This is a genomic window from Amycolatopsis palatopharyngis, from assembly GCF_003385185.1.
Classification (GTDB): Bacteria; Actinomycetota; Actinomycetes; order Mycobacteriales; family Pseudonocardiaceae; genus Amycolatopsis; species Amycolatopsis palatopharyngis.
In genome coordinates, this window is sequence record NZ_PQHZ01000032.1 from 1 (window position 1) to 20,665 (window position 20,665).

Consider the following 20,665-nt stretch of genomic DNA (forward strand, 5'->3'; position numbering starts at 1 on the left):
CCCCCGAGACGGGCCACGGCCACGGGCACGGACACGGGCACGGGCCCGCCCATCCCGTCTCCCGGCGCGTGCGGAACCTGCTGATCGCACTGCTCGTCCCGGTCGCGATCGCGACCGTCGCGGGCGTGGCCCTGCTCTACCCATGGGGCGCTCCGGAGCCGGAAAGCGCGGTGACCTCCGGTGTGCCGGTCTCTGGCGAGGTCACCGCCACCGCGGGCGGCGGTTGTCTCGCGCCCGGTCAGGTGCAGGTCGGCGAGCCGCCCGCCGGAGAGGCCGACCAATGCCTCACCGTCGACGTCCGGATGACCGAGGGGGCCGCCGCCGGGCAGGTCATCCGCAAGGTCATGCCGATCGAGCCGAGCACGCCGCAGTTCGCGGTGGGCGACGAGGTGGTGTTGTCCTTCTTCGGCGAGGACCCCACCGACCCCGAGTCCTATCAGCTACGCGACTTCCAGCGCGGGCTTCCGCTCGCGCTGCTGGCAGCGCTGTTCGCCGCCGCGGTGATCGCACTCGGCCGGTGGCGTGGCCTCGCCGCGCTCGTCGCCCTCGGCCTCAGCTTCCTGGTGATCGTCTTCTTCATCCTGCCCGCCGTGCTCGCGGGCGAGAATCCCCTGCTTGTCGCGATCGCCGGCGCCGGCCTGATCATGTTCGTCGCGCTCTACCTGACCCACGGGCTCTCGGCGCGCACGTCGGTGGCCGTACTGGGCACGATGGTCAGCCTCGCGCTCATCGGCGCGATCTCGGCCATCTTCTCCGCGGCCGCGAAACTCACCGGCCTCGACGAGGACACCTCCGTGCTGATCGCCTCGCTCGGGCACGGAATCGACGCGCGCGGCCTGTTGCTGGCCGGGGTCGTCATCGGTGCGCTCGGTGTACTGGACGACGTCACCGTCACGCAGACCAGCGCCGTATGGGAACTGCGCAGGGCCAACCCGGCACTGACCGCGCGCGAACTCTACGGCGCGGGGCTGCGAATCGGGCGGGACCACGTGGGTTCCGCGGTCAACACGCTGGTGATGGCATACGCGGGGGCCGCACTGCCGGTGCTGCTTGTGTCCGCACTGTCCGGTGTCGGCCTGGCACCGGTGCTTGGCGCACAGGACATCGCCCAGGAGATCGTTCGTACCCTCGCCGGCAGCATCGGCATCATCGCCGCGGTACCGATCACCACGATGCTGGCCGCGCTGATCGCGACCAGGGAGAAGATGCCCGCGCCGAACTAGGCGGCGAACCGGCGGCCTCGACCCGGCCTACAGACTGGCCACGAACCGGCTGACGGCCTCCATGGTGAAGCGTTGCGCGAGTTTGCCCGAGGGAGCTGCCGAAGCCAGCCGGTAGAGGGGCCGATCGGGGGCGCCGTCCCCGCGCGCCTCCGAACGCAGTTGCGCGATCAGCAGTTCGGCGAACACCATCCCGTTGGCCTCCACGTTGTTGGCCAGCGCGTCGGCCAGCCTGCGCAGCACGAGCACACCGAGTTCCCGGCCACCCGTGCCGGAGTACACCGCGAGATCGATCTTCACGACCTTGCCCCGCTGCCCCGCGTTGACCAGCAGCGCCACCGTCCGGGTGCCTCGGACGTCGGTGACCAGCAGGTCGAGCCGCTGTGCCGCGACGAGATCGATCCGCCGGACACGCCAGGTCCGGACGAGCACGGATTTGCCCTCCAGCCAGACCTGCCTGCGAAGGTTGAACAGCACGACGTACAGCAGCGGGAGCGCGATCACGGTCGCGGCGACGAGCCCCGCCACCTGGCCACCGATCAGTCCCACGATGCCGCCCGAAGCCGCGGCGAAGATCACCACGCCGACCAGCCCCGAGTAGCCGCGGCGGCGCCGTGCCTGCGCGTTGTCGCCGTGCAGCGGGAGCCGCTCGGGTTCCGCGGGGGGCGTCGGCCCCGACGGCTCGCTCGTGGATTCGTTCATCTGTTGCTGGACCTGCCTCACTTCGCCCGGAAGTCCGGGTGAGTCGACCTTCACCTGTCGCGGGAACAACGGGATTCCTCGCGTTCGGTCACCCCGCCCGCGTTCCGGTGAGAAACGGGTTGCCTGCCCGTTCCCGGCCGATCGTGGTGCTCGGACCGTGTCCCGGCAGGACGACGGTCTCGTCGTCCAGCTGGAGAATCCGGTTGCGCAGCGAGGCCTCAAGCGCGGTCTGGTCCCCGCCGGGCAGATCCGTCCGCCCGACACCACTCGCGAACAGGGTGTCCCCCGTGAACGCCAGCTTGCCGCCCTCCGGTGTCACCAGCCGGAACAGGACTGATCCCCGCGTGTGCCCCGGGCAGTGGTCGACATCGATGTGCAGGCCGGCGAGTTCCACCTGCGCGGCACCGAGTTCGGCGACCCGCTCGGGCTCGGCCGACGGCACGGAGTCACCGAAAACCTGGGCCAGTTCCGGACCTATCCCGGCGAGCGGGTCGGCGAGCAGCCCCCGGTCTGCGGGGTGAATCCAGACCGCGACTTCATGGGCGTCAGCCACCTCCGCCGCGGACCAGACGTGATCGAGGTGCCCGTGTGTGGCCAGAACTCCGGCCGGCGTCAAACTGTGCTCCCGCAAGGCCTCCTGGATCGCCGGAACGGCCCCCTCGCCCGGATCCACGATCACGCACTGCCCACCCGCGCCGAGGGCGACCAGGTAGCAATTGGCCTGGAAGGCACCGGACGGGAATCCGATGACGAGCACCAGCAAGCCTCCTCGAGTAGTCGCCCAGCGTCGGCCGCTTCACCCTAGCGGGCATCCTGGCGCACCATGCGCACCCGTCGGACGCCGGTGAGCAGGACGACACCGCCCCTGTACCGAGTCCTAACAGGGGGTGCCAATAGACTGCCCGCACCCCAGCCGGGTGACACCGCGATCGGCTCGCCGGCCCAGTGGCCACGTGCGACGACGGACCGATGCGGTGCGGCCCGTCGGCGAGTGAGGCCATGGCGTCGAGGACGCCGAGGACGAGGACATCGAGGGAATCCGGGAGGGCACGGTGGCGACCAACCAGCAGCGCCGTGAGGCTGCGAAGCGCAAGCTCGACCGACAGCTGGCTCGGCGCGCGGAGCGAGCGAAGCGACGCAAGATCGTCGGTGTCGGCGTCACCGTCGGCGCCGTGGTGATCGTCGCCGGGCTCGTCTTCTACCTGGCGACCAGGAACAGCGACGACGCCGCCGCACAGCCACCCGAAAGCTCCGCCAACGAGGAACCGGCTGTCGAGATCCCGACAGAGCGGGCGCCGATGCCGGAGCGGCCGAAGCCGCTCGCCGACCCGGTGACCTGTGACTTCCCCAAGGACTCCCAGCCCGCCGCCAAGGACGCGAAGGTGCCCTCCGGCGAGGACGTCTCCGCCAGCGGCAAGGTCGAGGCCACGATCAAGACGACCGCGGGCGACATCCCGCTGACCCTGGACCGCGCGCTCGCGCCGTGCACCGTGCACAGCTTCGTCAGCCTGGCCGAGCAGGACTACTACGCGGGCACCTCGTGCCACCGGCTCGGGACGCAGGGCCTGCAGATGCTGCAGTGCGGCGACCCCAACGGCGACGGCTCCGGCGGTCCCGGCTACACCATCCCCGACGAGGCCTTCCCTGAGCTGAGCTACGGCCGGGGAGTGCTCGCCATGGCCAAGAAGCAGACACCGAACAGCGGCGGCAGCCAGTTCTTCATGGTCTACGGTGACGCGGCCGGCCTGCCGCCGGACTACACTGTGTTCGGCAGCATCTCCGACGCCGGTCTCGAAGTACTCGACAAGGTCGCCAGGGACGGAATCGACGACTCCCAGGGGTCGGCGCTCGGCGACGGTACGGGCCCGCCGAAGACCCCCGTGGAGTTCACCGACGTGACCATCGGTTCCTGACCGAGCCTGGCGGCGGCAGCAGGTAGCCCATGTATCGCACCGAGGTCAACGGCCGTCCCGCGAATGCGGAACAGCTCGCGATCCCGGCCGTGGTGAACTACGGCCACTTCACCTCGATGCAGGTACGCGATGGGGCGGTACGCGGACTGGCCGAGCACCTGCAGCGGCTCGCGGACAGCACACCGAAGCTGTTCGGCACCGAACTCGACACCACGCTGGTACGGGAGTATCTGCGCCACGCGGTAGCGGGCGAGGCTGCGGTGACGGCCAGGGTCAGTGTCGTCTCGCCCGCCCCGTGGCCCGATCCCACCGTGCCTGTCGAGCCGGACATCCTGATCACACTGCGGGCCCCGAGCGAGTACGGCGGCAACGCCCTGCGGCTGCGCTCGGCCCGGTACGAGCGGGACTCACCCGAGGTCAAGCACGTCGGCACATTCGGGCTGATCCACCACGCCCGGGCCGCCAAGCTAGCCGGTTTCGACGACGCCCTGTTCGTCAGCCACGAGGGGCTCGTCTCGGAAGCCTCGATCTGGAACGTGGGCTTCTTCGACGGCAGCGGGGTGCTCTGGCCACAGGCACCGATGCTGGACGGCATCACCCAGCAACTGCTGCGCCGCGGGCTGGACCGGCTCGGAGTGCCCTCGCGGACCCATCCGGTCCCGCTGGCCGACGCACTCGATCAGCGCTCGGCGTTTCTCTGCAACTCGGGCACCCCCGGCAGGCCGATCGCCGGGATCGACGACACCGTTCTGACGGTGGACCCCGGCCTCACCGGGCTACTGGTGCAGGCCTACGAGACGAACCCGTTGGACGTGATCTGAGCGGACGGCTGGGAACGGTGACCTCCGAGCTCAGCGATAGGTGAACCGCGGGGCGCGCCGCTCCAGGAACGCGGCGACCCCCTCCGCGTAGTCCTCACCGTGGATGGCGTCCAGCCGGATCTGCTCGATCTCCTCGTCGCTGTCGGACTGGCCGGCCTGGATCTTCTCGATGATCCGGTTCATGCCGCGGATGGAGGCCTGCGAGCGCGAGTTCAGGGTGGCCGCGAAGTTCATCGTCGACTCCTCCAGCGTCCCGCTGGCGACCACGTCGTTGACCAGGCCGATCTCCCTGGCCCTCGCCGAGTCGACCAGCTGCCCGGACAGCAGGAAGTACCGCGCGTGGGCAGGACCGACGAGCGAGACCAGCTGCCGGGTGGAGATGAAGTCATAGACGATCCCCAGCTTCGCCGGGGTGATGCCGAAACGGGACCCCTCCTCGGCGAACCGGAAGTCGCACGCCACCGCGACCTGGCAGCCGCCCCCGATGCAGTTGCCCTGGATCATCGCGATGCTGGGCTTGCGCATCCCGCTGAGCGCGGCGACGGCGGCATGCACGGCCTTGTCGTAGGTCGCGGCGCCCTCCGCGGAGGAACGCAGGTCCCGGAACTCGCTGATGTCCGCGCCTGCCGAGAAATTCGCTCCGGCACCGGTGATGATCAGCGCGGTGAGGCCGCTGTCGGCCTCTACCTCAGTGACGATCTCCTCGATCGCCGACCACATGCCGTGTGTGATCGCGTTCATCTTCTCCGGACGGGAGAAGGTCAGCCTGGCGATCTCGCCGTCCCGGACGAATTCGAGCCCATCGGTCATGGGTGGCACAGTACGGCCACCGTGGCGCCGTCAGGACGCGGACGTGACCCGGTACACGTCGTACACGCCCTCGACGTTGCGCACGACCTTGAGGACGTGCCCGAGATGCTTCGGATCGCCCATCTCGAAGGAGAAGCGGCTCACGGCCACGCGGTCCCGCGAGGTGGTGACCGAGGCGGACAGGATGTTCACCTTCTCGTCGGCGAGGACCTTCGTGACATCGGACAGCAGCCGGTGCCGGTCGAGCGCCTCCACCTGGATCGCCACCAGGAACACCGAGGACTCCGACGGGGCCCACTCCACCTCGACCAGCCGCTCCGGCTGGGTCTGCAGGTCGCCCGCGTTGGTGCAGTCGACTCGGTGCACGCTGACGCCACCGCCCCTGGTGACGAACCCCAGGATGTCGTCCCCAGGCACCGGTGTGCAACACCGCGCCAGCTTGGCCCACACATCGCCGGCACCCTTGACGACGACACCGACGTCGCCGGAGCCTCGGCGGCGGCTCACGGTGGACGGGGTGGAACGTTCGGCCAGCTCCTCCTCGGCCTCCTCGACCCCACCGATCAGGGCGACAAGGCGCTGCACCACGTGCTTCGCGCTGGTGTGGCCCTCCCCGACCGCAGCGTAGAGCGAGCTGATGTCGGTGTAGCGCAGTTCCGCGGCGAGCGCGCCCATCGAGTTCGCCGACACCAGGCGCTGCAGGGGCAGCCCGACCTTACGGACCTCCTTGGTGATGGCCTCCTTGCCGGCCTCGATCGCCTCGTCCCTGCGCTCCTTGGCGAACCACTGACGGATCTTCGCCCGCGCCTTGGGCGAGCCGGCGAAGGACAGCCAGTCCCTGGACGGGCCCGCGCCCTCGGCCTTCGACGTGAAGACCTCGACGACCTCGCCGTTCTCCAGCTTGCGCTCCAGCGCGACCAGTCTGCCGTTGACCCGCGCACCGATGCAGCGGTGACCGACCTCGGTGTGCACGGCGTAGGCGAAGTCGACGGGCGTGGAGTCCACCGGAAGCGTGATCACGTCGCCCTTCGGCGTGAAGACGAAGATCTCCCTGCTGGCCAGCTCGTAGCGCAGCGACTCGAGGAACTCGCCCGGATCGGCCGCCTCTCGCTGCCAGTCCAGCAGCTGGCGCATCCAGGCCATCTCGTCGACGTCGACGGCGTTGGCCGGGTTGTTGCCGTGGGTGCCCCTGCTCTCCTTGTACCGCCAGTGCGCGGCGATCCCGTACTCGGCCGTGCGGTGCATCTCGTGGGTGCGGATCTGCACCTCGAGGGGCTTACCGTCCGGGCCGATGACCGTGGTGTGCAGCGACTGGTAGACGCCGAAGCGCGGCTGGGCGATGTAGTCCTTGAACCGGCCCGGCATCGGCTGCCACAAGGCGTGCACGACGCCCATGGCGGCGTAGCAGTCGCGCAGGTCCTCGACGAGGATGCGGACGCCGACCAGGTCGTGGATGTCGTCGAGGTCGCGACCGCGGACGATCATCTTCTGGTGGATCGAGTAGTAGTGCTTGGGCCGTCCTTCGACCTTAGCGGTGATCCGGGAGCCGCCGAGGTGGCTGTTCAGTTCGCCGATGACCCAGCGCAGGTAGGTGTCGCGGGACGGGGCCCGGTCGGCGACGAGCCGGACGATCTCGTCGTACTTCTTCGGCTGCAGGATCGCGAAGGCCAGATCCTCCAGCTCCCACTTCACCGTGGCCATCCCCAGCCGGTGCGCCAGCGGGGCGAGCACCTCCAGGGTCTCCTTCGCCTTGCGCGCCTGCTTCTCCGGCGGCAGGAAACGCATGGTGCGCATGTTGTGCAGCCGGTCGGCGAGCTTGATCACCAGCACCCTGGGGTCCCTGGCCATCGCGATCACCATCTTGCGGATGGTCTCCGCCTCGGCCGCGGTGCCCAGTTTGACCTTGTCCAGCTTGGTGACGCCGTCGACGAGTTCGCCGACCTTGTCACCGAAGTCGGCCTTGAGCTTGTCCAGCGAGTACCCGGTGTCCTCGACGGTGTCGTGCAGCAGTGCCGCCACCAGGGTGGTGGTGTCCATACCGAGTTCGGCCAGGATCGTCGAGACGGCGAGCGGGTGGGTGATGTACGGGTCACCGGACTTGCGCCGCTGCTCGCGGTGCAGTTCCTCGGCCACGTCGTACGCCCGCTGCAGGAGGCCGAGGTCGGCGTTCGGGTGCAGCTCGCGGTGGACGGTGACCAGCGGCTCCAGCACCTGCTTCACCGACGCAGGACGCTGTGCGGTGATCCGCCGAGCCAGGCGGGCACGTACGCGCCGGGTGGCCGATGGTGCCCGGGTGGCGCTGCCGACCTGCGCGATACGCGCTGGAACGGCGGAGCGCCCGTCCGAATCGGGCTGGGCAGGCGCCCCGGGATCGAGCTCTTGGCTCACCCGCACCTCCAGCTGGTTACCTGGTGTCTGAAACACCCAGCCTAACCCCGGTGGAGTCGGGCCGTCGGCACGGGCGGTCAGGTGATCGCGACAGCCCGTCTCGAGGCACCGGTTCGGCGGGTCGGCTACCCGCTCACGGTGGCGTCGAGGGAGCCCCGCGCCCACCCCCGCACGGCGTGTCAGACCTCGTCAGAGGGTGCGCAGGGCGTGTACCGGCACGCCGGGCAGCCGGGCGCGGCCGCCGAGACCGTCGAGTTCGAGCACCACCGACACTCCGCTGACCACCGCTCCCACCTTGTCCAGCAGCGCACGGGCGGCGGCCGCCGTACCCCCGGTGGCCAGCACGTCGTCGATCACAGCGACCCGTTGTCCCTGACGAACCGTCGCCGAGGGCAGTTCGAGTGTCTCGGTGCCGTACTCCAGTTCGTAGTCGATCCGGCCGGCGACGGAGGGCAGTTTGCCCGGTTTGCGCACGAGCGCGACACCGAGCCCCCGCGCGTAACCGAGCGCGGCCGCCAGCAGGAACCCGCGGGCCTCCACAGCCGCCAGCAGATCCACGTCCGGATCGAGCGTGTCACCGAGCGCGTCGACCACCGCCGCGAAGGCAGGGGCGGAACCGAACAGTGGCGACAGGTCCCGGAACAGCACCCCTGGCTCGGGAAAGTCCGGGACCGCGGCGATCAGGTCGAGAGCATCGCCGAGCCGCATGGTTTTCTCCACCCCGGCGTCGTTCAGCTTCACCACGGGCCGCTGTCAGCGCTTCCGCTTGCCGGTCGGCTTGGCCCCGCTCCTGCGCTCGGTGGCCTTGGGCGTCCTATTTGGCACACTGGCCGCCGCGGCGTAGGCCTTCTCCTTACGCAGCTCGCTCGCGAGCGCCTCGTCGTCGCCCGCGTCGAAGTCGTCATCGGCGTCGGAGTCGGCTTCGGCGGAATCCGTGCCGCCCCGCTCCGCGGTCCTGCGCGCCGCGTTGGCGCGGCGGTCGCGCACCTTCGCCGCCTGCTGCTGGAAGGCCGGTTCCCGCATCTTCAGATCCACCAGCAGCGGCGTGGCCAGTAGCAGCGAGGAGAGCACACCGGCGAGCATGCCGGTCATCTGCACCAGCGCGAGGTCCTGCAGGGTGCCGACCCCGAGCAGCACGTAACCGACGACCATCAGCCCGAGCACCGGCAACAGCGCGATGATCGAGGTGTTGATGGACCGCATCAACGTCTGGTTCAGCGCGAGGTTCGCGGCCTCGGCGTAGGTGCGGCGGGTGAGGCCGAGCAGACCCCTGGTGTTCTCCTTGACCTTGTCGAAGACCACCACGGTGTCGTACAGGGAGAACCCGAGAATCGTCAGCAGGCCGATCACCGTCGCCGGAGTCACCTCGAAGCCGATCAGGGAGTACACACCGGCCGTCACCACGATGTCGTGGACGAGTGCGACGAGCGCCGCAACGGCCATCCATCGTTCGAAGTACAACGCCAGGAAGATCGACACCAGAACGAGGAAGACCAGCAGCGCGATCAGCGCCTTCTCCGAGATCTCCTCACCCCAGGACGAGCTGACCGCACTGTCGGAGATGACATCGCCACTCGGCTGACCGTTCGCTCCGAGCGGCTGGAACTGCTCGAACAACGCCTGCTTGACCTGCGCGACCTGGGCCGCGTCCAGGGTGTTCGAGCGGATCTGCACCGCCGCGGCGGCACCGACGCCGACGAGCTGCGCCTCCGAAGCCGGTTCACCCAGGGCGTCGCCGAATACTTCCTTCGCGTCGTCCTCGGAGATGGGTCCCTCCGCGCCCTGCGCGGGCATCTGGATCTGGGTCCCGCCCTCGAACTCGATGCCGAGGTTGAAGCCCTTGATCCCGATCGATCCGATGCACACCGCGATGAGCAGGGCGAACACGATGTACCACTTCTTGCGCGCGCCGACGATGTCGAAGGCGCCCGTGCCCGTGTACAGGCGGTGGCGAATGCTGGTCTTCTGCCCGGTCTTCACGTCACTCCCGGTGCCGTTCACGTCAGCCACGTCACGCCTCCTTCACGGCCGCGCCGACACGGCGGGTCGACCGCTTGCCCGCGCCGATCCGCTGCACCGCGCCGAGGCCGGACAGCTTCGGGCTGGACAGCTTCTTGGACTTCGACACAAGTACCACCAGCGGGTGGGTCACCAGGAAGACCACGATCAGGTCCAGCACGGTGGACATGCCCAGGGTGAACGCGAATCCCTGGACCTCGCCGACCGCGAGGGCGTAAAGCACGGCCGCGGCAAGGAACAGCACCGCGTCCGAGGCGAGGATGGTCCGTCTGGCGCGGATCCAGCCCCGCGAGACCGCGGACCGGAAGGTCCTGCCCTCCCGCATCTCGTCCTTGAGCCGTTCGAAGTAGACGACGAACGAGTCCGCGGTGATACCGATCGCGATGATGAATCCGGCGACCCCCGCGAGGTCGAGGGTGAACCCGATCCAGCGCCCCAGCAGGACCAGCACCGAGTACACGATGAGCCCCGACAGGGCCAGCGAGAGCACCGTCAGCACGCCGAGGATGCGGTAGTAGAAGAGGCAGTAGATGAAGACGAGGGCGATACCGACGGCGCCCGCGATCAGCCCGGCCTCGAGCGAGGCCAGGCCCAGTGTCGCCGACACCGTGGTGGCGTCGGAGGACACGAACGACAGCGGGAGCGAGCCGTACTTGAGCACGTCCGCGAGCTGCTTCGCCTCGGACTGGGTGAACTGCCCGCTGATCTGTGTGTTGCCGTCCAGGATCGCGACCTGGATGTTCGGCGCGGACACCACCTGGGTGTCCAGCACGAAGGCGGCCCTGTCGCCGACGTGCTGAGAGGTGAAATCGGCCCAGGTCTTGGTGCCCTGGTCCTTGAACGAGAGGTTGACGACCCAGCCGCCCCGCTGCTGGTCGTACCCCGACGAAGCGTCCTCGACCTGTTCACCAGGCAGGAAGCTGGGGGCGAGTACGTACTTCTCGGTGCCGTCCTCGTTGCACGCCACCAGCGGCAACTGCGGATCGTCGTTCCCGCGCAACGGGTCCTGGCTGGAACACTGCAGCGCGGCCAGCGCCTGCTGCTGAGCCTGCTGGGCGGCGGCCGCCGCGGCGGGGTCGTCGGGGTTCTCCGCGACCAGCGCCGGGTTCTGCCGGAGCTCCTTGGCCGCCTTGATCTCGTCGGCGGTCTGCTGGTCGACTGCCGGGCCGTCGTCCCCCCCCGGCTCGGGAGCGGGCTGGTCCTGTTGCGGCGCGGCACCCGGAGCACCACCACCGCCGGACTGTTCCGGCTGCTGCTCACCGCTGGGCTGTTGCTCCCCGCTCGGCGGCGCACCGGACTCCTGTCCTGCTCCCTCGCCCGCGTTCTCACCACCGGGCGGTACCGCCTGCGGAGGCGCGGCGGGCACGGCCTGGATCACCTCGCGGAAATGCAGCTTCGCGGTCCGGCCCAGGTTCTTCGCCTGCTCGCCCTCTTCACCGGGAACGGTGATGACGACGTTGCTGCCGTCGAGAACGACCTCCGCACCGCTCACGCCGATGCCGTTGACCCGGGTCTCGATGATCTGACGAGCCTGGTTCAGCGATTCCCGGGAAGGCTCGGCGCCGTCCGGGGTACGCGCGGTCAGGATGACCCTGGTGCCGCCCTGCAGGTCGATGCCCAGCTTGGGCGTCGGCTTACCACCGCCGGTGAAGAACACCAGTGCGTAAAGCACGATGACGATGAGGACGAAGAAGGCGAGATAGCGTCCCGGGCGGATCTGCCCGGCCGGAGGTGCCACGGTCGGTCGTTCTCCTCGAACTGGGTCTTCAGCTGATAGGGCGGTGCCGCTGGTGCCCGTCGCGCCCTCATGAGACCGCCGACACACACGCAGCACCGAGACAGTACTCGGTGCTGCGTGAACCCGGCGTTGGGCCCAGGATCTGCCCTGGGACGGACGCCCGCGGTGTTACTTCTTGCCGTGCTCCAACGGAGGCGCGACCTGTGCACCTTCCTTGGACCGCGCGTCCTCGGCCCGGTCATCGCTTTCGGCACCGTCGGCACTGTCCGAGTCGCTCGCCTCGGCGGCGGTCAGTTCGGCGTCCTCGCCGTCCTCGCCGTCGGTCTCGACGATCGGCTCGATCTTCTCGCGCACCGCCTGGCGCAGCCACGTGGTGATGACGCCGTCGGCGATCTCGAGGTCGATCGTGGTCTCGTCACTGGCGTCCGCGACCGTGGCGTACATACCCGATGTCGTCATCACCCGGTCGCCATCGGCCAAGCTGCTCTGCAGCTCCTGCTGCTGCTGGGCCGCCCTCTTCTGCTTCCGAGTACCCATGATGAGCGGTACTGCGACGACCAGCATCAGCAGCAGCGGGAGGAAAAGGCCTTCCATGATTCTCCATTCGACGGACGCCGCGTTGCCTCGCCTCACGCCCGGTTTGTGTGGATGTGCTTTATCGAGTGTGCCAGGTACCACTGAGAAAGCCAGCACCGGTGCCGCGGTGTGGCCCACGACGTGGTACTCGTGCCGTCCGGCCAAACCGCCTGGCCGGACCCTCAGTCGAAGAGGCTCGGTCCGAGTTGTTCGGCCCGCCCCAGGTCGGCCACCCCGCCCGCAGGCGGCGCGAGCCCTAGATGCTCCCACGCCGACGCGGTGGCGACCCGGCCGCGGGGAGTGCGGGCGAGCATACCGGCGCGAACCAGGTACGGCTCGCACACCTCCTCAACCGTGGTGGTCTCCTCCCCCACGGCCACGGCGAGAGTGGACACGCCGACGGGCCCACCGCCGAACGAGCGCACCAGCGCGGTGAGCACCGCGCGGTCCAGCCGGTCGAGGCCGAGCTCGTCGACGTCGTACACCTCCAGCGCGGCACGGACGACCGTTCTGGTCGCGACTCCGTCCGCCCGCACCTGCGCGTAGTCGCGCACCCGGCGCAGCAGACGGTTGGCGATCCGCGGGGTCCCTCGTGACCTGCGGGCGATCTCCACCGCACCCTCGTCCTCGATGCGAATGTCGAGCAGACCCGCCGCGCGGCGCACCACCAGTTCCAGTTCGTCTGCCGTGTAGAACTCCATCTGCCCGGTGAAGCCGAACCGGTCGCGCAGGGGCCCGGTCAGCGCGCCGGACCGGGTGGTCGCGCCGACCAGGGTGAACGGCGCGATCTCCAGCGGAATGCTGGTGGCACCCGGCCCCTTGCCGACGACGACGTCGACGCGGAAATCCTCCATCGCCAGGTACAGCATCTCCTCGGCGGGCCGGGCGATGCGATGGATCTCGTCGATGAAAAGCACGTCCCCCTCGACGAGGTTGGACAGCATCGCCGCGAGATCACCAGCGCGTTCCAGTGCCGGCCCCGAGGTGATCCGGATGGCGGCGTCGAGTTCCGCTGCGATGATCATCGCGAGACTGGTCTTGCCGAGGCCGGGTGGGCCGGACAGCAGTACGTGGTCCGGCGGTACCCCGCGCATCCTGGCACTTTCCAGCACCAGTTCGAGCTGTTCACGGACCCGGGGCTGGCCGACGAACTCACCCAGCTTGCGCGGCCGCAAGGTGGTCTCGACCTCGCGTTCACCGGTCTGCGGCAGCGCCGAGAGCGCCTCCTCGGACGGCGTTTCGTCGAACTCGGCGTGGTCGAACTCGGTCATCGGGTCATCGTGCACGCCGTGACCTCATCGCTTGCGCCCGAGGGTGGTGAGTGCGGCGCGAAGCACCGTGGAGGTCGTGCCGTCGGCGTGTTCGGCGAGTACCGCCTCCACCGCCTGTTCCGCCTGTTTAGCCGGAAAGCCGAGCCCGAGCAGTGCCTCGACCACCTCGGCCCGTATCGCGGCGACGCCGGTGGCCGCGCCAGCGATACCAGCCGCGGCCGTATCTGACGGTTCGCCACCACCCACGGCGGTGACCTTGTCCCTGAGCTCCAGGGTGAGCCGTTCGGCGCCCTTGCGGCCGATTCCCGGAACCTGGGTGAGCACGGTGATGTTGCCCTCGGCGAGCGCGGTACGGAGCTTGTCGGGCTCGAGTACCGCCAGCGCGGCGAGCGCGATGCGAGGACCGATACCGGACACGGTCTGCAGCAGGCCGAACAGCTCCCTGGCCTCGGCATCGGCGAACCCGAACAGCGTCAGCGAGTCCTCCCGGACCACGAGCGCGGTGTGCAGCCGGATCTGCTCACCACGGCGCAGGGTCGCCAGCGTCGCCGGGGTGGCCTGCACGGCCATTCCCACCCCGCCGACCTCGACCACCACGTGGTCCAGGCCGACGGAGAGCACCTCGCCTCGTACCGAGGAGATCATCGCGTCGTTCCCGTTCTCTTGGTTGCGGTATTCGCCCTGGCCGAGCCTGTGCCGCGAGGCGCGGCGGCACGCGCGGCCGCGGCCAGTCTTGCCTTGTGCTTACGCGCCAGCTCGGCGGCCCTCGCCTCCGCGTCGGCCACGCGGGCGCGCATCGGCTCGCGCCACAGGTGACAGATCGCCAGTGCCAGCGCGTCGGCAGCGTCGGCGGGAGTGGGCGCCTGCGCGAGTTTGAGCAGGCGGGTCACCATGATGGTGACCTGGGCCTTGTCCGCCCGCCCCGAGCCGGTGACGGCGGCCTTGACCTCGCTTGGGGTGTGGAAGACGACCGGCAGACCGCGACGTGCGGCGGCGAGCGCCACGACGCCCCCGGTCTGCGCCGTGCCCATCACCGTGCGCACGTTGTGCTGACTGAACACCCGCTCGACCGCGACGGCCTGTGGCTTGTAGGTGTCGAGCCATTCCTCGACGCCCTCCGCGATCCGGAGCAGCCGGACGGCCAGGTCAGCGTCCGCCGGGGTGCGGACGACGTCGACGGCTACGCAGCTGACCGAACGTCCCGTGCCGCCGTCGACAACGCCGAGCCCGCACCGCGTGAGCCCCGGATCGACGCCGAGTACTCGCACCTGACCACCTCTATCGCCGCGACCGCCGGATCGAACCGACCCCGAACACCAGTTCGAGGTGGGAGCCTACCGGCGGCGGGCCGTCACGCCGTTCAGGACTCGCCGGACGCGCGCTTTCCCGGGAAAGTGCGCTGGGTGGGGCCCAGGACCTGGGACGCGGGCGGCGCCGCCTCGCACTTTCCCGGGAAAGTGCGAGGACTCGGGTGAGGCCCCGCGAGGACTCGGGTGAGGACGGCCGGGACGGCCGGAACGCCGAGACAGTCCGTTGTGGATAGTCAGGGGCCGTCGTGCCCGGGAGTCCAGCTCTCCGGCTTGCCACTGACGGTGAGCACGGGCTGCCATTCGGCGAACCCGTCGGGAGCGTCGGCGGCCCACGGCCACTGCCCGTCCGGGGTGGCGACGATGATCTGCAACGCGGGAAAGTCCCCGTCGGGATACACGAGGAAGGCGCTGCCGAAGAACTCGGGATAGTGGCCCTTCGCGACCCGTTCGAACGTCAGTGGCACACCCTCGAAAAAGTTCTCGTAGAGTTTGCCGCACTCGAACCGCTCGCCCGCAGCCGCACGATCGACGTAGGCGTCGAGCAGTACCGAGGCGATCTCGCTGGGCAAGCCCACCACGACCGCCTCAGGCACTTCGTGCAACGCCCAGGCGCACACGGTGAAGCTGTACCCCGAGCCGGCGTCGTCAGCGGGAACCGAGATAACGGCATTACCCCGCTGTTCGCCCTGGGCGACGATCCACTCGCGGAGTTCTTCTTCACTGATGGCAGGAGCGGCTTCCGTCGTCACGGCGGACATTGTGCCGTATCGGGTCGCACACGCACAGTGCCCTGCACGAAGCCCTACTCGAAACGAGGGTGGTACGCGCCGGGAAATCCTCCCTTGCAAGGAAAATCTCCCGGCGCACGCACCAGTTCGTACTCAGCCGACCTCGGCCAGCACCTCGTCGGAAACGTCAAAATTCGCGTACACGTTCTGCACGTCGTCGCAGTCCTCGAGGGCGTCGATCAGCTTGAAGACCTTCTTGGCACCATCGGCGTCCAGCGGCACGTTGACCGAGGGCAGGAAGCTGGCGTCGGCCGACTCGTAGTCGTACCCCGCCTCCTGCAGCGCGCTACGGACGTCGACGAGGTCGGTAGCCTCGGAGACGATCTCGAAGCTCTCTCCGAGATCGTTCACCTCCTCCGCACCCGCGTCCAGCACCGCCAGCAGCACGTCGTCCTCGGCGAGATCGTTCTTCGGCATGATGACGACGCCCTTGCGGTTGAACAGATACGCCACCGAACCCGGATCGGCCAATGTGCCGTTGTTCCGTGTCAACGCGGTCCTGACCTCGCCTGCCGCACGGTTCTTGTTGTCGGTCAGGCACTCGATCAGCACGGCCACACCGTTCGGGCCGTAGCCCTCGTACATGATCGTCTGCCAGTCGGCGCCGCCGGCTTCCTCACCGGCGCCGCGCTTGCGCGCCCGCTCGATGTTGTCCTGCGGCACCGAGTTCCGCTTCGCCTTCTGGATCGCGTCGAAGAGCGTGGGATTGCCCTCCGGATCGCCACCGCCGGTTCGCGCGGCGACCTCGATGTTCTTGATCAGCCTCGCGAACAGCTTGCCCCGCTTGGCGTCGATGGCGGCCTTCTTGTGCTTCGTGGTGGCCCACTTGGAGTGGCCGCTCATCTCTCCTCCATCTCGTCGATGCGTCCGGCCGGAACATGATCGCCCCCGGCCCGACAGTGTTACGCGTCCCGCACCATGCGCACGAACAACCGGTGCACCCGCTCGTCGCCGGTGATCTCCGGATGGAAGGCGGTGGCGAGCACCGCCGCCTGCCGTACCGCGACGATCCTAGCGGCCGCGTCCCCGGCGTCCGCCGTATCCGGCACTCGGGCGAGCACCTCGACGCCGTCACCGGTCTTCTCCACCCAGGGAGCACGGATGAAAACCGCGTGCAACGGGTCGCCGTCGATACCGTCGAACTGCAGGTCACCCTCGAAGGAGTCCACCTGCCTGCCGAACGCGTTGCGACGCACGACGATGTCCAGGCCGTCGAGCTGGCGCTGGTCCGGACGACCGTCCAGGGCCTGTTTGGCGAGCAGGATCATCCCGGCGCAGGAGCCGAAGGTCGGCATCCCCTCGCCGATCCGCTCGCGCAGCGGCTCCAGCAGCTCGAACGACTCGAGCAGCCGCGACATGGTGGTCGACTCGCCGCCCGGCAGCACCAGCCCGTCCACTTCGGACAGTTCCGCGGGGCGACGGACCGGAAGCACCCTGGCTCCGGCGTGCTCCAGCATGGCGGCGTGCTCCCGCACGTCGCCCTGCAGTGCGAGCACGCCGACCAACGGCTGCGCCTGGGACACCCTGCCACCTGCCTTCTCAACGATTGCGCAGGTCAAGCATACCGAGGTGCTGTGTGGCGCGGCCGTGGGGCGGTGCCCTCATGCGGCCCGCAACGCCTGATCGAGGTCACTCCACAGGTCGTCCACGTCCTCGAGACCCGCCGAGAGCCGCAGCAGGGACTCCGGGACACCGCTCGCCTGCCTGGCCTCGGGACCGACCAGCCGGTGGGTGAGCGCGGCGGGATGCTCGATCAGCGTGTCCACCGAGCCCAGGCTGACCGCCGGCGTGATCAGCCCGAGCTTGCCCACCACGATGTTCGGGTCCCCCGCGGGCTCGAAGGCCAGCATCGCCCCGGTTCCGCGCAGCTGGGCGCCGAGCACACCTCGTACGTCCTCTTCGCGGTTCAGGCCGGGATAGCGGACCCGCAGGACCGCGGGATGCGCTTCGAGGCGAGCGGCCAGCTCGGCCGCCGTCCGCTGCGCCGCCTCGACCCGCAGCGGCAGGGTCGCGAGCCCACGATGCAGCAGGTAGCCGCCGAGCGGATGCAGAACGGCACCGGTGAGGATGCGCACCTGCCGCAACGGGGCCGCGAGCCGGGCAGCGCAGGCCACCACGCCGCCGAGCACGTCCCCGTGCCCGCCCAGGTACTTGGTACCGGAGTGCAGCACGTAGGCGGCGCCGTGCGCGGCCGGGTTCTGCAGCACCGGAGTCGCGAACGTGTTGTCGACCAGCACCGGCACATCACCCGCCTGCCGGACGACGCCGGCGATGTCGACGAGGTCCAGGTTCGGGTTCGCCGGTGTCTCCAGCACGACCAGGCCGGTGTCGGGGCGCACGGCCGAGGCGACCTCGTCGGCGCGGACGTAACTGGTCTCGGTGCCGAGCAGGCCGGTGACCAGCAGGTGGTCGGTGCCGCCGTAGAGCGGCCGGACGGCGACGACATGTCGCTTGTCCGCCATCAGGCAGGCGGCCTGCACGACCGCGGTGACCGCGGCCATTCCGCTGGCGAACGCGACAGAGTCGTCGGTGCCCTCGAGTTCGGCCAGGGCACGCTCGAAACGGGCGACCGTCGGGTTGTGCAGCCTGGCGTACACCGGGGAAGCGGCGTCGGCGGCACCCTCGGCCCATGCACCGAGCGCCTCGCCGCCGAGTGCGTGGTCCGGAATCGGGTACGTGGTGGAGAGATCGATCGGCGGGGCGTGCACACCCAGGTCCCCCAGGTCCTGCCTGCCACCGTGTACCGCTCGCGTCCGCATGCCGTCGAGACTGCTCACCGCTATCCTCCTTGTTCGCCGGAACAAGAAAATCCTGCACCGAAAACGGCAGCGGTCCATAGATGCCGCATTATCTTCGGAGATTGGGGAAACAACCATGTTCGATGCGGTGGACGTCGAGATTGTGACCGCCCTGCAGAATGACGCTCGGCTGCCGAACAAGGACCTGGCCGCCCAGGTGAACGTCGCCCCTTCGACCTGCCTGGTTCGCCACCGTGCGCTACGGGACCGAGGCGTGATCACCGGCTATCGGGCCGAGGTGGACCTGCGGGCGCTGGGCAGGCCGCTGCAGGCGGTGATCGCGGTACGGGTGCGGCCGCACACCAGGGCGATGGTGCTGCCGTTCATGGACTACGTACTCGAACTGCCGGAGACCGTCTCGGTATCCCACGTCGCCGGTCCCGACGACTTCCTCGTGCACGTCGCGGTCAGCGACGCGGCCCACCTCCAGCGGCTCGTGCTGGATGCCTTCACCAGCAGGCCGGAGGTCGCCCAGTTGCACACGAACCTGATCTTCGAGCATCGCAGGAAGGCGCAGGTCCCACCGACTCCCGAGTTCACCGCAAAGCACTGACCCGCCTGACGCCCTGCCGCCTCGACAGCGGGACCTCGTCGGCCGGATCAGGGAACGCCGAGCAGGCGCAGGCCGGCCGCCGTCCCGGCCGCGGCGATCACGATCAGCACGAACGGCGCCTTTCGCCAGGCCAGCAATCCACCGACGGCGACGCCTGCCGGCCGGGCGACACCGGCGAACTCGGCGCCCTCCATCAGCGCCGATGTGGCCACCAGGGCCGCCAGCAGCACCACCGCGGACGTCGCGACCAGTCGCTGAGTCCTGTCCGAGATCCGCACCCTTGCGCGCAACACGGGGCCCGCGACCCGGAACGCGAACGTGCCCACGGCGAGCACCAGGGTCGAGGCCACCAGGACGATCGGATCGGTGATCATGCGGGGACCTCCTGTTTCGGGCCGGTGTCCGCGTCCTTCCTGCCGAGACCGGCCAGCATCCCGGCGAGAGCGAGCAGCACCGGCAGGCCGGCGGGAAGAAACGGCGCCGTCGCCAGCGCGATCGCCACTCCGGCCAGGGCGGCCCGCAGGGCGGCCGGGTCACGCAGCGAGGGCAGCAGCAACGCCAGGAGCACGGCGGGGAAGGCGGCGTCCAGGCCGAAGACACCGGGATCGGTCACCGCGGCACCGCCTACGCCGCCGATCGCGACGCCGATGTTCCAGCACACGAACAATCCGATTCCGCACGCCCAGTACGCGGCCCTGCGACGGTCCGCCTCCTGCTGGGCGAGCGCGAACGCGACGGTCTCGTCGATCATCAGATGTGAGCCGGCCATCCGCCGCGCCCAGCCACGCCCGAGGACGTCACCGACCGCGAAGCCGAACGGCACGTGCCGTGCGTTGACCAGCAGGCCCGCCAGTACCGCGGCGATCGGATTGCCGCCGGAGGCCACGATGCCGACGAACATGAACTGGGACGCCCCCGCGAAGACGAGCAGCGACAGGAGCATGGGCAGCCACATCGGGAAGCCGGAGCTCACCGCGATGGCACCGAACGAGACGCCGACGAGGCCGTCGGCGAGACACACCAGGCCTATGTCGCGGGCCAGCTCGCGGTCTAAGGTTCTCCATAACGAACGCATCGACTTCTATAATGAACAATCTGACCCGTGTTCGTCAAGCCGAACAGAACGACTTATGGAGCGAACGATGACCGATTCGGCGCGAGGCGGGGCTCCGCTGGCCGTGATCGCGGAGTCACTGCGCCGTGAGCGCAACCGCGCGCACCTCTCACTCACCGAGGTGGCACGCAGAGCGGGAATCGCGAAGTCCACGCTCTCGCAGCTGGAGTCCGCGACGGGCAACCCCAGTGTGGAAACCCTGTGGGCGCTCAGCGTGGCGCTGGACGTCCCGTTCGCCCGGCTGGTGGATCCGCCGCGCCCGCGCGTACAGGTGATCCGCAGGGGCGAAGGGCCGACCTTCGCCGCGGAACGGTCCGACTACATCGCGACGCTGCTCGCCTCGTGCCCGCCGAACGCGCGACGGGACCTGTACCTGATCTCCGCCGAACCCGGCTCGCCCCGGGAGTCGGATCCGCATATGCCGGGGGTCGTCGAGCACGTCATCCTCACCAGTGGTAGCGCACGGGTGGGCGTGACCGACGATCCGGTCGAGCTGGCACCGGGCGACTACATCGCCTATCCGGGCGACGTGGCCCACGTATTCGACGCGCTCGAACCAGGCACCGTCGCGGTGCTGGTGTCCGAACACGTGTGAACGGCGCCGGCCGGTGCGCCGAACTCGTCGTGGAGTTCGGCGCACCGGC

22 protein-coding genes are annotated in these 20,665 nt (G+C 69.3%); 5 read left to right on the top strand and 17 right to left on the bottom strand.

Annotated elements, in window-relative coordinates; translation table 11 throughout:
* A partial coding sequence (locus D0C15_RS22215) for a YibE/F family protein (protein WP_245976117.1) occupies window positions 1-1,223 on the top strand: 1,223 nt, incomplete at its 5' end.
* A gap of 27 nt (window positions 1,224-1,250) precedes the next feature.
* Here D0C15_RS22215 and D0C15_RS22220 read toward each other — a convergent pair.
* Entirely contained in the window at window positions 1,251-1,922 is a 672-nt protein-coding gene (locus tag D0C15_RS22220) for a hypothetical protein (RefSeq protein WP_116048959.1), read from the bottom strand.
* A gap of 88 nt (window positions 1,923-2,010) precedes the next feature.
* Window positions 2,011-2,679 (bottom strand): MBL fold metallo-hydrolase, encoded by a 669-nt coding sequence (locus D0C15_RS22225; protein ID WP_116048813.1) that lies wholly within the window; start codon window positions 2,677-2,679, stop codon window positions 2,011-2,013.
* Between the two features lie 295 nt (window positions 2,680-2,974).
* Here D0C15_RS22225 and D0C15_RS22230 point away from each other — a divergent pair, with 295 nt between their 5' ends.
* Together D0C15_RS22230 and D0C15_RS22235 are read left to right on the top strand one after the other, a co-directional pair.
* Window positions 2,975-3,835 (top strand): peptidylprolyl isomerase, encoded by an 861-nt coding sequence (locus D0C15_RS22230; RefSeq protein ID WP_116048816.1) that lies wholly within the window; start codon window positions 2,975-2,977, stop codon window positions 3,833-3,835.
* Between the two features lie 29 nt (window positions 3,836-3,864).
* A complete protein-coding gene (locus D0C15_RS22235) occupies window positions 3,865-4,656 on the top strand; it encodes an aminotransferase class IV family protein (RefSeq protein ID WP_116048819.1) in 792 nt (263 codons plus the stop codon).
* 30 nt (window positions 4,657-4,686) lie between these two features.
* Here the strand turns inward: D0C15_RS22235 and D0C15_RS22240 are convergent, their stop codons facing one another.
* The 13 genes from D0C15_RS22240 to D0C15_RS22300 all read right to left on the bottom strand — a co-directional run bounded on the left by D0C15_RS22240 (window position 4,687) and on the right by D0C15_RS22300 (window position 18,315).
* Window positions 4,687-5,466 (bottom strand): enoyl-CoA hydratase/isomerase family protein, encoded by a 780-nt coding sequence (locus tag D0C15_RS22240; RefSeq protein ID WP_116048822.1) that lies wholly within the window; start codon window positions 5,464-5,466, stop codon window positions 4,687-4,689.
* A gap of 30 nt (window positions 5,467-5,496) precedes the next feature.
* Entirely contained in the window at window positions 5,497-7,854 is a 2,358-nt protein-coding gene (locus D0C15_RS22245) for a RelA/SpoT family protein (RefSeq protein ID WP_116048824.1), read from the bottom strand.
* A 189-nt stretch (window positions 7,855-8,043) separates the two neighbouring features.
* Window positions 8,044-8,562, bottom strand: a complete 519-nt coding sequence (locus D0C15_RS22250) for an adenine phosphoribosyltransferase (protein ID WP_116048962.1) — start codon at window positions 8,560-8,562, stop codon at window positions 8,044-8,046.
* 45 nt (window positions 8,563-8,607) lie between these two features.
* Window positions 8,608-9,864: a protein translocase subunit SecF gene (gene secF / locus D0C15_RS22255; protein ID WP_245976119.1), complete on the bottom strand. Its 1,257-nt coding sequence runs from the start codon at window positions 9,862-9,864 to the stop codon at window positions 8,608-8,610.
* A 1-nt stretch (window position 9,865) separates the two neighbouring features.
* Window positions 9,866-11,611, bottom strand: a complete 1,746-nt coding sequence (secD, locus tag D0C15_RS22260) for a protein translocase subunit SecD (RefSeq protein WP_116048827.1) — start codon at window positions 11,609-11,611, stop codon at window positions 9,866-9,868.
* 168 nt (window positions 11,612-11,779) lie between these two features.
* On the bottom strand, window positions 11,780-12,205 hold the full coding sequence (gene yajC, locus D0C15_RS22265) for a preprotein translocase subunit YajC (RefSeq protein ID WP_116048830.1): 426 nt from the start codon (window positions 12,203-12,205) through the stop codon (window positions 11,780-11,782).
* 164 nt (window positions 12,206-12,369) lie between these two features.
* Window positions 12,370-13,458, bottom strand: a complete 1,089-nt coding sequence (gene ruvB / locus D0C15_RS22270; RefSeq protein ID WP_116048833.1) for a Holliday junction branch migration DNA helicase RuvB — start codon at window positions 13,456-13,458, stop codon at window positions 12,370-12,372.
* Between the two features lie 24 nt (window positions 13,459-13,482).
* A complete protein-coding gene (gene ruvA / locus D0C15_RS22275) occupies window positions 13,483-14,103 on the bottom strand; it encodes a Holliday junction branch migration protein RuvA (protein ID WP_116048836.1) in 621 nt (206 codons plus the stop codon).
* Window positions 14,100-14,726 carry a crossover junction endodeoxyribonuclease RuvC gene (gene ruvC / locus D0C15_RS22280; protein WP_116048838.1) on the bottom strand — a complete coding sequence of 209 codons (627 nt, stop codon included), beginning with the start codon at window positions 14,724-14,726 and terminating at the stop codon, window positions 14,100-14,102. The genes ruvA and ruvC overlap by 4 nt, the downstream gene beginning before the upstream one ends.
* A 275-nt stretch (window positions 14,727-15,001) precedes the next feature.
* Entirely contained in the window at window positions 15,002-15,526 is a 525-nt protein-coding gene (locus D0C15_RS22285) for a DUF4262 domain-containing protein (protein ID WP_116048841.1), read from the bottom strand.
* A gap of 123 nt (window positions 15,527-15,649) precedes the next feature.
* Window positions 15,650-16,399, bottom strand: coding sequence for a YebC/PmpR family DNA-binding transcriptional regulator (locus D0C15_RS22290; RefSeq protein WP_116048843.1), 750 nt, complete (start codon window positions 16,397-16,399; stop codon window positions 15,650-15,652).
* Between the two features lie 59 nt (window positions 16,400-16,458).
* On the bottom strand, window positions 16,459-17,079 hold the full coding sequence (gene pdxT, locus D0C15_RS22295; RefSeq protein WP_211323298.1) for a pyridoxal 5'-phosphate synthase glutaminase subunit PdxT: 621 nt from the start codon (window positions 17,077-17,079) through the stop codon (window positions 16,459-16,461).
* 78 nt (window positions 17,080-17,157) lie between these two features.
* The gene (locus D0C15_RS22300; RefSeq protein ID WP_116048970.1) at window positions 17,158-18,315 is read right to left on the bottom strand and encodes a trans-sulfuration enzyme family protein; all 1,158 of its coding nucleotides are present in this window, start codon (window positions 18,313-18,315) and stop codon (window positions 17,158-17,160) included.
* A 115-nt stretch (window positions 18,316-18,430) separates the two neighbouring features.
* Between D0C15_RS22300 and D0C15_RS22305 the strand changes: the two genes are divergently transcribed.
* Entirely contained in the window at window positions 18,431-18,907 is a 477-nt protein-coding gene (locus D0C15_RS22305; protein WP_116048845.1) for an Lrp/AsnC family transcriptional regulator, read from the top strand.
* Window positions 18,908-18,954: 47 nt separating this feature from the next.
* On the opposite strand, the gene D0C15_RS22310 is transcribed toward D0C15_RS22305, so the two are convergent.
* On the bottom strand, window positions 18,955-19,281 hold the full coding sequence (locus D0C15_RS22310) for an AzlD domain-containing protein (protein WP_116048847.1): 327 nt from the start codon (window positions 19,279-19,281) through the stop codon (window positions 18,955-18,957).
* The gene (locus D0C15_RS22315) at window positions 19,278-19,982 is read right to left on the bottom strand and encodes an AzlC family ABC transporter permease (RefSeq protein WP_116048850.1); all 705 of its coding nucleotides are present in this window, start codon (window positions 19,980-19,982) and stop codon (window positions 19,278-19,280) included. The genes D0C15_RS22310 and D0C15_RS22315 overlap by 4 nt, the downstream gene beginning before the upstream one ends.
* Before the next feature lie 67 nt (window positions 19,983-20,049).
* On the opposite strand from D0C15_RS22315, the gene D0C15_RS22320 reads away from it, so the two are divergent.
* Complete coding sequence (locus D0C15_RS22320; protein WP_116048853.1) at window positions 20,050-20,616, top strand: helix-turn-helix domain-containing protein; 567 nt, start codon at window positions 20,050-20,052, stop codon at window positions 20,614-20,616.
* Window positions 20,617-20,665 lie beyond the last annotated feature (49 nt).